Origin of the sequence: Streptomyces sp. NPDC051217 (genome assembly GCF_044455465.1) — a bacterium.
Lineage (GTDB): Bacteria > Actinomycetota > Actinomycetes > Streptomycetales > Streptomycetaceae > Streptomyces.
In genome coordinates this window covers 22784-34483 of the sequence record NZ_JBITEV010000019.1, presented here as the reverse complement: position 1 = coordinate 34483, position 11700 = coordinate 22784, and the positions used below count along the sequence as shown (strand labels likewise).

The following is an 11700-nucleotide window of genomic DNA, read 5'->3' as shown; positions in this document are numbered from 1 at the left end:
CGCGCCGGCTGCCAGGCACTCTGCTGTCAGGGGCGGGCACACACGTGACCGGCCTTCGGGCAGAGGGGTGGGGACCGTGCACGTACCGAAAGATGTCCATCAGGACGGTGACAGCGGCGGCCGTCCGGTCCTCCTGCTGGCCGGTCTGGCGGATCTGGCGCTGAGCACGTGCGGGTCGGCGCTGAGGGCCGTACGCGGTCTCGCCGGCCGTTCGGACGTCGGCTCGCTCGCGGCGCAGGGCCGGCGGGACCTCCAGGCACGCGGCCGACTGGCCCTCGACCGCCTCGGCGCCAACGGACCGGGCACGGGCACCGGCCCGTCGGGCGGCGGCCTCTTGGGCACCGGGGGCGAGGCGCACATGGAGGTCCTCGCGCGTCACGCACAGCTCCGGGCGGCCGCCGCCGGCGGCACCGGTGTCTGAGCCCTCCGAACAGACGGCGCTCAAGTCCCGCGTCGACCGGGAACTCGAAGAGTTCGTGGCGACGGAGGCCGAGGCTCTCCTCGCGCTGGACGCCGAACTCGCGCCCCTCGTCGACGTCCTGACGTCGGTGACCGCCCGCGGCAAACGGCTGCGATCGGCCTTCTGCTACTGGGGCTGGCGCGCGGGGGGACAGCCGGACAGCGACGCGATGGTGCGAGCGGCCGCGAGCATGGAACTCGTCCACGCCGCCGCCGTGGTCCACGACGACATCATCGACGACAGCGCTCTGCGGCACGGCCTGCCGACCGCCCATGTGGCTTTGCGCGACGCGTTCACGGGACGACCGCGCCGCAAGGAGCGGGCCCGGTCGATGGCGATACTGGCGGGCGACCTGTTGATGTCGTGGGCCGGCCAGATGTTCACCGGCTGCGGGCTGCCCGCGGCCTATCTGGCCCAGGCCCGTGGCCTGTGGGCCGTGCTGGCACGCGAGTTGATCGCCGGGGAGGCGCTGGAACTGCTGCACACCGAGGGCGACTCCGACGTACGGCGGTCGCTGAAGGTGATCCGTTACAAGACGGCCAAGTACACCGTCGAGCATCCCCTGCACATCGGCGCCGCGGTCGCCGGCGCCGATCCCGCCCTGCTGGAGGTGTTCACCGACTACGGCCTCCCGCTGGGTGAGGCGTTCCAGCTGCGGGACGATCTCATCGGCCTGTTCGGCGACCCCGCGACCACGGGCAAGTCGAACACCGACGATGTCTCCGCCGCCCGTCCCACCGCCCTCATCGCCCTCACCAAGCAGGCGGCCACTCCCGTCGAGCGGCGCGAGCTGGAGAAGCTCCTCGGTCGCCGTACCCTCAGCGCCGATCAGTTGGAGCGGGTACGCGCGATCGTGGAGGGCACCGGCGCGCGCGAGCGCGTCGAGGAGATGATCACCGAAAGGGTCGGGGCCGCGGTCGGCGCGCTGGGCGGCGCCGGGCTTCCGCGGATCGCCCACCGGTCCCTGACCCAGCTGGCCACGGCGGCCACCAGCCGACCGGACTGACCGAACTCGCCGGACGACCGCCCGGGTGAGGCCGGTCGGCCACCGTCCGCCGCCGGTTCTGGAGCCCCCCACCTCTCGAAAGGTTCGTCCGTGGCCTACACCGAACACTCCCTCGACTCCCTGCGCCTGTCGGGAGACGAGCTGGCCGACGCCACCGTCGCGACGCTCTTCGAGCGCGGCGAGGTGGGCACGTTCAACTCCCTGATGCGGTACGTCTCCACCGTTGGGCAGGAACTTCCCGACGGGCTGCCGGAGGTGGCCCGTGAGTATCTGAACCAGACCTCCGGGCCGCCGGCCTGGGTGGACTGGGACGAGATGGAGAAAGCGCGGATGTTCTTCATCGACAACAACGTGCACATCTCCACCGCGCTGTCCTTCGCCTCCATGCCCGCCTGTTACGTCGTCCCGCACATCGCGAAGCTGCTTCTCGCGACCCACTCGCTCAAGTACCCCTCCAAACGGATGGCCGAGACCGGGCAGTTCACCGTCTATCTCATGCAGCCGAACGCGTTCGAGGCGGGCAGCCGGTTCATCCCCGCCGCCCAGAAGGTCCGGCTCCTGCACGCGTCCATCCGCCGCCATCTCGCCCGCGAGGGGCGCTGGGACGTGGAGCGGCTGGGGACGCCGATCTGTCAGGAGGACATGATCGGCGGGCAGATGATGTTCTCGATCCAGGTCCTGGACGCCCTGCACCGCCTCGGCATCCATATGAGCGTGGCCGGGGCGGAGTCGTACTTCTACGCCTGGCGGGTGGTGGGCGCCATGCTCGGCATCGACCAGGAGCACGCACCCGCGAATCTGGACGAGGCGCGCCACTTCTCAGACCTGTACATGGCGCGCCATATGGGCCCGAGCCCTGAAGGCGCCGATCTCACAAGGCAGTTGATCGACCTGTACGAGGAAGTGGTGCCGGGCACCCTTCTCGACCCCGTCGTGTCCGCGCTCATCCGCCATCTGATCGGTGACACGAGCGCCGACTGGCTGGAGGTGCCGCGCACCCACTGGGACACCCTCGTCAAGGCGGTGCCCGTGCTGCTGAATGTGCTGGAAACCGTTGAGGACCACTCACCGTTCGGTGCCTGGGCCCTGGACCGCCTCGGCCATCTCACCACCGTGCTCGAACTGTCCTCCCTCACGCGTGGCCGCGTCATGCACTACGCCATCCCCGAGCAGCTGAAGAAGGAGTACGGCCTCTCCTCCGACGTCCCGCGCAACCGCCGCTGGACTCCCCCGGCCCCTGTCCTCTCCGCTCGGGGAGAGGAGCCGGCGGACGCCGCCCGCTCCCAGGAAACTGATCCACCTGATCATTCGTCTTGATGAGCACGGTCAAGGGGATGGGAAGCCATGGTGGAGCAGGTGCGGGAGGACGCGGAGTCGGCGGAGGCGCGGGGGCGGTCGGCCGGGGGCCGGTCGGTCCGGGTCCGGAGCCGGTCGGCATGGATCCGGGAGCGGGCTGCCCGGACCCCGGGCCGGTCGGCCCGGAGCCGGGGGCGGGTGCTCGCCGCGCTCGCGGCGCTGACGGCCGTGCTGCTGGCGTTCCACCGGGCCGTGCCCAACTCCCCGGGCCGCCTGGGCAGTTCGCTGGAGGCGTTCCTGCCGTGGCTGGGCCTGGTGATCGTGGTGGTGCTCGTCCTGGCGTTGCTGCGCCGTTCGGTCATCGCGCTGGTGGCCCTGCTGCTGCCGGTGGCGGCCTGGATGTATCTCTTCGGCGGGCTGCTCCTGCCCGCGGGTGCGCAGGCCGACACGTACGACCTGGTCGTGGTGCAGCACAACGTCAGCGACACGAACACCGACCCGGCGGGCACGGCCCGCGCCCTGGCGGACGCCGGGCCCGACCTCATCGCGCTCCAGGAGCTGGTGCCCCCGGCACTGACGACGTACGAGAGGACACTCGCCCCCGACTACCCGTACCACGCGGTCCGGGGCACCGTCGGTCTCTGGTCGAAGCATCCGCTGACCGGCACCCGGCTGCTGGACATCAAGCCACGGGGAATCCCGGAGGAGTGGAATCGGGGGCTGCGGACCGTGGTCGGCACGCCGCACGGCGACATCGCGGCGTACGTCGCCCACCTGCCGTCGGTCCGCTTCGGGGCGAGCGGCCTCGCGTCGTCCTCGCGCGACGAGAGCGCCGGCCTGCTGGGCAAGGCGCTCGCCGCCGAAAGGGTGGAGCGGGTGATCCTGCTGGGCGACCTCAACGGCACGGTGGAGGACCGCGGGCTGACCCCGCTGACCTCACGGATGAATGTGGCCGAACGGGGCTTCGCCCTCAGCTTCCCCACCGCCTTCCCGCTGGCCCGGATCGACCAGGTCATGACCCGCTCGGCGACCGTGGCCCATATCCGTACCCTGCCCGCGACCGGCAGCGACCACTTGCCGGTCGCCGCCGGGATCACAGGGCTCGGCGCGGATTCCGTCGACCCTGGGGCGTGCGTGCCAGGCGCCGTGAGCCGGACGGGACTCTCACCACACGCCCTGGGGCCTCCGGACAGGACCTAGCTTTCGCGGACGCTCTCCGCGGGCTCCCGGGCCGGCGTGGCTCCCGCCTTGTCGACGACGCCACGCGCGATCTCGGCCCTGCTGGAGAGGAGGGTGCCGGACTTCCCGTACGAGGTGTCCCTGGTCAGATAGCTGCGGGAGCCGAGGAAGGTGAAGTCCTTCGCGTCGAAGACCCATTCGGTACGGGTGCCGAACCCGGTGTCGTCGCGGGCGATGCCGACGCCCCGCCGGCCGATCGCGTCGTGGGCCTCCGGCGCCTCGGTGACTCCCGGCATCCTCGCCGCGGCCCGGTAGAGGGCCGACGCGGTACGCGGCGGCATCACGCCGCCGAGGAGCGCGCCGATCTGGTCGAACACGGTCTGCGCGCGTTCCTGGCCCGGGACCTTCGGCGTGTGGGCGTAGAGGTGGTTCAGCAGGCGGTCGGGGTCGGTGGGAAGGGCTGCGAGCCAGCGGTACGTGGGCCGGCTCAGCCCGGCCGGAGTGCCGCCCTCGTCACCGAACTCGGCGTTGATCGGGAGGGTTTCGCCGTCGACCCGGAGGAGTCCGAGTTTCCGCAGGGGCCCCTGCTCCTGCACGGTCCACGTCTCCCGGTCCGACAGCGGGCCGACGACCGCCCTGCCGCTGGTCACGTCGGCGTCGCGGACCTTGGACCGTGTGTAGAGGAACTGGTCGTCCCGCACGGTGGGTACGTCGCTCTTGAGGGCGACGCCGCTCGGATCTCCCACGGGAGTCCTTGAAACTTTGAGAAAGTCGTCCGGGGGTTGAACACCGCGCCGCGCTGGTGCGTACCCCCTTGAGAACCGGCCGCCGGAGCCGGGCACGGACAGGGAGCAGACATGACGGGAACGCAGGGCACCGCGCGGACGGCCACGGGTCGGACGGTGGCGCGCCGTACGGTCGTGGCGGCGGCGGGTGCCGTCGGCCTCGGCGCGGCACTCGTCGCCTGCGGCTCGGACGACGACTCGTCGGACGCCGCCGCGGAGACGCCGGCGGGCGACGGCGGGGCGGACGACGGCGCCAACGGGGACAGCGGGGCCGCGGGCAAGGGAGAGGTGCTCGCCAAGACCACCGACATCCCGGAGGGCGGCGGCAAGGTCTTCGAGGACAAGGGCGTCGTGGTCACCCAGCCGACGGCCGGTGAGTTCAAGGCATTCTCCGCCGCGTGCACCCACTCCGGGTGCACGGTGGGCGACATCTCCAACGGCACCATCACCTGCCCCTGCCACGGCAGTCAGTTCGACGCGGCGGACGGCAGCGTGAAGAAGGGCCCCGCGAGCAAGCCGCTGGGCGCCGCCTCGATCACCGTCGAGGGGGACTCGATCACGCTCGCCTGAGGGACGGTCAAGGCGGTAAGGAAGGTCAGGACGGTCAATTCCTGGCATCTGCCGTCTCCACGGCCTTCACCACCCGCGCCGCTTCGTCCAGCGCCTCGACCGCCGCCCGGATCGACGGGCGGCGGTCGGCGTCGGCGCGCCACACCGCGTACACGTGCCGGAACATCTTCTGCCGTACGGGGACGGCCACCACACCGCCGGGCAGCCGCCCGCGCCCCATCCGCGGCGCGACACAGACCCCCAACCCCGCGCCGACCAGCTCCAGTTGGGTGTGCTGCTCACCGGCCATGTGCTCGATGCGCGGCTCGATCCCCTTCGAGCGCAGCGTGAACACGAGCCACTCGTGGCAGAACTCGCCCGTCGGCCAGGACACCCACGAGTCGTGGGCGAACTCCTCCAGTTCGACCTCCCGCCGGTCCGCCAGCGGATGATCGGCCGGCATGGCCACATCGGCCGCGTCCTCCAGCAGGGAGGCCGTTGCCAGCCCGCCGGGCACCGGCAGCCGCTTGTTGTTCCAGTCCAGTACGACGGCGAGATCGAGATCGCCCCGCAGGACCTGGCGGATCGCGCCGTCCGGCTCCAACTCCAGTGAGCGCACCCGCAGATCGGGGTGCGCCTTGCGCAGCGAGGCGAGCGCTACGGGGAACAGACCGCGGGCCGCCGTGGGGAACGCCGACAGCCGTACCTCGCCGACCACCTGACCCCGCCGCGCCTCGATGTCCGACTGGGCGAGCTCCACCTGGGAGATGATCCGCGCGGCGTGGTCGGCGAGCAGCCGTCCCGCGTCGGTGAGCCGTACGCCGCGCCCGTGCTTGGTCAGCAACTGCTGGCCGACCTCCCGCTCCAGCTTGGCCATCTGCTGCGAGACGGCCGACGTGGTCACATGGAGACCGTCGGCGGCGCCGCTCACGGAGCCGTGCCGGGCGAGCGCGTCGAGGATCCGCAGCCTCTCCAGATTCAACATGTAAGCGATACTACGCAAACGGGTCGAGATATTCTCGCTTGTTCTAAGAGGTAGCGGCCCTCATCGTTGCCGTATGAGCACAGCGACCCCGCCCCGCGGCGGGCCCACCGGATCCGCTTCGACCACCTCGACCGCTTCGGCCACCTCGCCCCGCCGCAACGCGATCGACTGGCGCGTCCGGTTCGGCGTGCTCTCGCTGATCTGGGGCTTCAGCTTTCTGCTCATCAAGGTGGGCACCGACGGCTACGCGCCGTTCCAGGTGACGTTCGGCAGGCTGTTCTTCGGTACGGCGGTCCTGGCCGTCGCGATCGCGGTACGGCGCGAGCGGCTGCCCCGGGGGCTGCGCACGTGGGGCCATCTCACCGTCGCCGCGTTCATCCTCAACGCCGTGCCCTTCTCGCTCTTCTCCTACGCCGAGCTGACCATCCCGTCGACCCTGGCCGGCATCTGCAACGCCACCTCACCGCTGTGGGGCATGCTGCTGTCGCTCGTGGCGCTCTCCGAGGACCGCCCCACCCGGCGCCGGGTCGGCGGCCTGGGCCTCGGCTTCATCGGCGTACTGACCGTGCTCGGCGCCTGGCAGGGTTTCTCCGGGCTGGACTTCACCGGTACGGCCATGGCGTTGCTGGCCTCGCTCAGCTACGCCGTCGGCTGGATCTACGTACGCCGCACCCTGGCGGGCAACAGCAGCTCCCATCTCTCGCTCACCGGCGCGCAGTTGTTCATGGCGACCCTTCAACTGGCCGTTGTCACCCCGCTGTTCACCGATCTGCCGACGTCCTTCCCGGTGGTGCCACTGCTCGCCGTGGTCGCGCTCGGCAGTCTGGGAACGGGTCTGGCCCTGCTGATCCAGTACGGCCTGGTCGCCGAAGTCGGCCCGACGACCGGTCAGATGGTCACGTACTTCGTCCCCGTCATCGCGACCGCCGCCGGTGTGGCGGTCCTCGACGAGCCGCTGCACTGGAACACCCCGGTCGGCGCGGTCATCGTGCTCGTCGGCGCGGCGCTGACCCAGCAGAGGGGCGGCGGCTCGCGCACCGCGCGAAAGTCCCACCCGAAGCCCGAGCCGACGCCGACGCCGACGCCAATGCCGACGCCCGCACCCGCACCCGCGGCCCGCGCCCCGATCCCCGTCGATCAGCCGTAACTGCGCGCCGGCGCGGCCCCCGCCGCGTCGGCCACCGCGTCCGCGACCGCCTCGATGTCCTCGCCCGTCAGGCCCGACACCGTCAGCCGTACGCCGGGCCCCGCGGCCAACCGGAAACGCGCCCCGGGCGCGACCGCCCAGCCCGCGTGCAGCAGCCGCGCCACCGCGCCGGTCTCCTCGGCCACCGGCACCCACACGTTCATCCCGCTGCGCCCGTGCGCCTCGACCCCCCGCTCCGCGAGTGCCCGTACCAGGGCGTCACGCCGCTCGCCGTACGCGCGCGCGACCATACGGGGGGCGACCGCGTCCGTCGTCCACAGCTCCACGACCGCCCGTTGCAGCAGCCTGCTCACCCAGCCGGGCCCGAGCCGCTGACGGCCCGTCACCCGGTCGACGGTGACAGCGTCCCCGGTCAGCACGGCGAGCCGCAGATCGGGGCCGTACGCCTTCGCCGTGGACCGGACGAGCGCCCAGCTGTCCGTGACCCCGGCCAGCGGATGAAGCGGCACATCGACGATCCGGTGCCCGTGGTCGTCCTCGATGAGGAGTACGCGGGGATGGGCCGCCAGCACCGTACGCAGCTCCCGCGCGCGGGCCTCGCCGACCACGGCCCCCGTCGGATTCTGCGCCCGGTCGGTGACGACGACCGCCCGCGCACCGGCCCGTAGTGCCCGTTCCAGCTCGCCCGGCAGCGGCCCGTCGTCGTCCAGCGCCATCGGCAGGGGCCGCAGCCCCAGAGCGGGCACCAGGTCGAGCAGGCTGCCCCACCCCGGGTCCTCGACGGCGACGGCGTCCCCCGGCCGCAGATGCGCGGCCAGCACACGCTCGATCGCGTCCAGCGAGCCCGAGGTGACGGCGACCGGCCCGGCGGGCACGCCGTCCTCGTCCAGCCCGGCACGGGCGAGCCGCGCGAACTCGGGAAGGACAGCGGCGTCCCCGTACCGCCCCGGACGCTCCGCCTGCTCCCGCGCCGCCGCCGCGAACGCGTCGTGCAGCGGCGGCAGCAGGGCGGGGTCCGGATTGCCGTCCGACACCTCCCGTACGCCGGCGGGCACGTCGACCCGGATCGAGCCGCGCGACGTGCTCGACGGCCGCGCCCGCACCCGGCTCCCCCTCCGGCCCGCCGTCTCGATGACACCCCGGTCGCGCAGCGTGCGGTAGGCGGCGGCCACCGTATTCGGGTTGACCCCCAGCTCCAGCGCCAACTCCCGCAGAGGCGGCAGCAGTTGGCCGGGCGCCAGGTCTCCCGCGCCGATCCCCCGCTCCACGCTCGCGGCAATCTCGGCGGCGCGCCGCCCTTCGATCCGATACTCTCCTAGCACAAAGAAGACTATGCACTAGTACATAGGAGAGCGCAATGCCCACGCCCCCCTCCTCGCCCGCCGACGGCTACCGCCCCACCGACCGCACGGTCCCCACCCGGTCCGCCAACCGCGCCTCGTACGACCGCGAGTTGGTCCACGGGATACTCGACGAGACCTATCTGTGCCATCTCGGATTCGTCCGCGACGGCGCGCCCGTGGTCCTCCCCACCCTCTACGCCAGGGTCGGCGAGCGGCTCTATGTCCACGGGTCGACCGGCTCCCGGCCTCTGCGGATGGCGGGCGACACGGCGGACCCGGGGCTCGCGGTCTGTCTCACGGTCACCCATGTCGACGGTCTGGTGCTGGCGCGGTCGGCCTTCCACCACTCGATCAACTACCGCTCCGTCGTGGTGCACGGCACCGCGTACCAGGTGGTCGACCACGACGAACGGCGCGCCGCGCTCGACGCCGTGGTCGACCACGTGGTGCCCGGCCGCTCCTACGACTCCCGGCCCGCCAACGCGAAGGAGCTGGCGGCGACCGCCGTGCTGAGCCTCGATCTCGACGAGGTGTCCGCCAAGGTCCGCACCGGCGGCCCGAACGACGAGCCCGAGGACCTGTCGCTCCCCCACTGGACCGGTGTGGTGCCCGTCGTACGCGGGTACGGCACACCAGTCCCGGCCGACGACCTGGACGCGGCCGTCGGCCTGCCCGACTACCTCACCGTGCTCTGAAACCCCCCGGCGCCCCACCGAGCGCCGGGGTCACGCGCGGCGTCACGCGAGGACGGCTGCCTTCCGCCGGTCCGACGCGAGCCGCGCCTCGGCGGCGGCGAGCCCCACCACGGCGGCGAGCAGCAGCAGCGTCCCCACCACCGTGGCCGCGGTGAGCCGCTCCCCCAGCAGACCGACCGCGATGACCGCCGCGCTCACCGGCTCCAGCAGCATGATCACGGAGACGGTGGCGGCGCGTACGACCGCCGCGCCCGCGAAGTACAGGGCGTACGCGAGAGCGGTCGGTACGGCGGCGACGTACAGCAACAGCCAGAGCACCTGGGCCGGTTCGGTCGTGTGCGGCAGCAGTCCTTCGCCCGCCGCGACCGGCAGGACGCACAGTGCCGCGACGGCGAAGGCCCAGGCGGTGGTGGCGAGGGAGTCGGCCCTGCCGCCGTCGCGGCCGAGCCGGCGCGTGAGCAGGGTGATCGCGGCGTAACCGGCCGCGGCCAGCACGGCGTACGCGATCCCCACGGGACGTACCGTCGCCCCGTCGCCGCCGAGCACCAGGACGGCGAGGCCGGCGAGGGCGCCGACGACGGCGAGCAGCCCGCTGCCGCCGAGCCGTTCGCCCATGGTCAGCTTCGCGCCGAGCGCGATGAGCACAGGTCCGGCGCCGAGGGTGACCACGGTGCCGACGGCGAGCCCGGTCTCCTCGACCGCGGCGAAGTACGCGCTCTGGAAGACCGCGAGGCCGATGCCCGTACCGAGGATCCGGATCAGCCGGCGGCGGCGAGGCTCGGTCGCTTTCGCGGTCGCGGTCTCCGACGGAAGAGCCGTCACCAGGCGCCTGCGGCGCAGGGCGAGAGCGCCGAGGAGCAGCACGAGCCCGCCGACGCAGCGCCAGAAGGAGAGGGAGAGCGGACCGATGTCGCTGATGCGGTAGACCAGCGAGGCGGCGGCGCCGGCGGTCCCCCAGGCGACCCCGGCGACGACGAGGTAGAACAGGCTGCGCCCGACCGACGGGTCGGCGGCAGCGGAGGGTGTGGCAGCGGAAGTTGCGGAAGCGGACGATGCGGAAATCGACACGTGACTTCTCCGTGTGCGGAACGGGTTGGTGGTCGCTCACTCCGTCTCGCGGGCAGCGACGAACCGCTCGGGGACTGCCCGAGCCCGGTCTACGTCAACGGATGGCCGCCCGCGCTCAGGCGGCGGGAGGCGGAAGTACGGTCTGCGGCATGATCGGCAGCCTACGTCGCGGCCCGGTCGGCGGACAACCCGTCCCCCTCACCGACCACTTCGGGCACTTCGGCGACCACCATGGGCCCCTCGCCCCCTCCTCCGGCCCGCGCCGTGGGCGTCGATGTCTGAGCGATGAACGCACCGACGAGCACGACGAGACCGCCCAGAATCTGCGGCGCCGAAAGGTGCTCGCCCAGCAGGACCCACGCCAGCACGGTCGCGATGACCGCCTCCAGACAGGCGACGACACCCGCCACCTGCGGCGACAGCCGTCGTACGCTGATCACGCCGGTGCCGTAGGCGAGCACGGTCGCCACGAGCACGATCCACCCGAGCAGCAGCGGCGCGGCGACCGGCGTCCCGTCCATGTCGGCGCTGCCGGCCAGCAGCGACCACTCCATGCCCCAGGGCCGGGCGATCACGGTGAGGACGACCGTGCCGATGAGGAGCCCGTAGGCGATGACGCCCAGGGGGTCGACGGCGTCGGACGGGTCCGCCGCCGGGTCGCCGCCCTGGTCGGAGAGGAGGAAGTAGCCGACCTGGCAGCAGGCCGCGCCGAGTGCGAGCAGCAGCCCGACCACTTCGAAGGAGAGCCCGGCCCACACCTCGACGACGCAGGCGAGTCCCCCCACGGCCAGGACGACGCCGACAGCGGCGGCGCGGGTCACGGGGGTACGGCGGACGAAGCGCACCCAGAGCAGCACCAGCGCCGGTGCCAGATACTCGACCAGCAGCGCGACGCCGACGGGGATCCGGGAGAGCGAGGCGAAGTAGAAGGCCTGCACGCCCGCGACGGCGAACATCCCGTAGCCCACGAGCAACGCGGGCCTGCGGCGGACCAGATCACGGTGGCGCCAGGCGAGGGGCAGCATCACGAGCGCGGCTCCGGCGACCCGGAGCCAGACCACATGGAGCGGATCGAGCCCCGCCTCGATCAGCGGCTTGGCCGCGACACCTGATCCACCGAACGCGAAGGCCGACAGGAGCGCGAGTCCCAGGCCGACGCTTCTCCCCTGAGACGCGTGCATGGACAC

11 protein-coding genes and 1 pseudogene are annotated in these 11700 nt (G+C 72.4%); 7 read left to right on the top strand and 5 right to left on the bottom strand.

From position 1 onward, the window contains the following. The first annotated feature begins 76 nt into the window (after positions 1-76). The 4 genes and pseudogenes from ACIBBB_RS31610 to ACIBBB_RS31595 all read left to right on the top strand — a co-directional run. The gene (locus ACIBBB_RS31610; RefSeq protein WP_398988090.1) at positions 77-421 is read left to right on the top strand and encodes a hypothetical protein; all 345 of its coding nucleotides are present in this window, start codon (positions 77-79) and stop codon (positions 419-421) included. Next, a complete protein-coding gene (locus tag ACIBBB_RS31605; protein ID WP_398988088.1) occupies positions 414-1466 on the top strand; it encodes a polyprenyl synthetase family protein in 1053 nt (350 codons plus the stop codon). Before ACIBBB_RS31610 ends, ACIBBB_RS31605 begins: the two co-directional genes overlap by 8 nt. 90 nt (positions 1467-1556) lie before the next feature. Beyond that, entirely contained in the window at positions 1557-2783 is a 1227-nt protein-coding gene (locus tag ACIBBB_RS31600; RefSeq protein WP_398988086.1) for an oxygenase MpaB family protein, read from the top strand. A 177-nt stretch (positions 2784-2960) separates the two neighbouring features. Then, positions 2961-3860: pseudogene (locus ACIBBB_RS31595) on the top strand (endonuclease/exonuclease/phosphatase family protein); the annotation flags it as partial. 98 nt (positions 3861-3958) lie between these two features. Here ACIBBB_RS31595 and ACIBBB_RS31590 read toward each other — a convergent pair. Beyond that, positions 3959-4783 (bottom strand): CU044_5270 family protein, encoded by an 825-nt coding sequence (locus ACIBBB_RS31590; protein WP_398988084.1) that lies wholly within the window; start codon positions 4781-4783, stop codon positions 3959-3961. Positions 4784-4798: 15 nt separating this feature from the next. On the opposite strand from ACIBBB_RS31590, the gene ACIBBB_RS31585 reads away from it, so the two are divergent. Next, complete coding sequence (locus ACIBBB_RS31585; RefSeq protein ID WP_398988082.1) at positions 4799-5296, top strand: Rieske (2Fe-2S) protein; 498 nt, start codon at positions 4799-4801, stop codon at positions 5294-5296. Between the two features lie 34 nt (positions 5297-5330). Here the strand turns inward: ACIBBB_RS31585 and ACIBBB_RS31580 are convergent, their stop codons facing one another. Continuing rightward, positions 5331-6260, bottom strand: coding sequence for a LysR substrate-binding domain-containing protein (locus ACIBBB_RS31580; protein ID WP_398988080.1), 930 nt, complete (start codon positions 6258-6260; stop codon positions 5331-5333). 73 nt (positions 6261-6333) lie between these two features. Here ACIBBB_RS31580 and ACIBBB_RS31575 point away from each other — a divergent pair, with 73 nt between their 5' ends. Beyond that, positions 6334-7407, top strand: coding sequence for a DMT family transporter (locus ACIBBB_RS31575; RefSeq protein ID WP_398988078.1), 1074 nt, complete (start codon positions 6334-6336; stop codon positions 7405-7407). Here the strand turns inward: ACIBBB_RS31575 and ACIBBB_RS31570 are convergent. Next, positions 7398-8729, bottom strand: a complete 1332-nt coding sequence (locus ACIBBB_RS31570; protein WP_398988076.1) for an aminotransferase class I/II-fold pyridoxal phosphate-dependent enzyme — start codon at positions 8727-8729, stop codon at positions 7398-7400. The genes ACIBBB_RS31575 and ACIBBB_RS31570 overlap by 10 nt on opposite strands. Before the next feature lie 35 nt (positions 8730-8764). Between ACIBBB_RS31570 and ACIBBB_RS31565 the strand changes: the two genes are divergently transcribed. Beyond that, a complete protein-coding gene (locus ACIBBB_RS31565; RefSeq protein WP_398988074.1) occupies positions 8765-9445 on the top strand; it encodes a pyridoxamine 5'-phosphate oxidase family protein in 681 nt (226 codons plus the stop codon). 42 nt (positions 9446-9487) lie between these two features. Here ACIBBB_RS31565 and ACIBBB_RS31560 read toward each other — a convergent pair whose 3' ends face one another. Then, complete coding sequence (locus ACIBBB_RS31560; protein WP_398988284.1) at positions 9488-10507, bottom strand: DMT family transporter; 1020 nt, start codon at positions 10505-10507, stop codon at positions 9488-9490. Positions 10508-10674: 167 nt separating this feature from the next. Continuing rightward, entirely contained in the window at positions 10675-11694 is a 1020-nt protein-coding gene (locus ACIBBB_RS31555; protein WP_398988072.1) for an EamA family transporter, read from the bottom strand. Positions 11695-11700: the final 6 nt, after the last annotated feature.

What these genes read in the sequence shown, in the direction of transcription:
- ACIBBB_RS31585 (WP_398988082.1), top strand. Translation starts at nt 4,799, where the DNA reads ATGACGGGAACGCAGGGCACCGCGCGGACGGCCACGGGTCGGACGGTG.
- ACIBBB_RS31575 (WP_398988078.1), top strand. Translation starts at nt 6,334, where the DNA reads ATGAGCACAGCGACCCCGCCCCGCGGCGGGCCCACCGGATCCGCTTCG.
- ACIBBB_RS31555 (WP_398988072.1), bottom strand. Translation starts at nt 11,694, where the DNA reads ATGCACGCGTCTCAGGGGAGAAGCGTCGGCCTGGGACTCGCGCTCCTG.
- ACIBBB_RS31580 (WP_398988080.1), bottom strand. Translation starts at nt 6,260, where the DNA reads ATGTTGAATCTGGAGAGGCTGCGGATCCTCGACGCGCTCGCCCGGCAC.
- ACIBBB_RS31565 (WP_398988074.1), top strand. Translation starts at nt 8,765, where the DNA reads ATGCCCACGCCCCCCTCCTCGCCCGCCGACGGCTACCGCCCCACCGAC.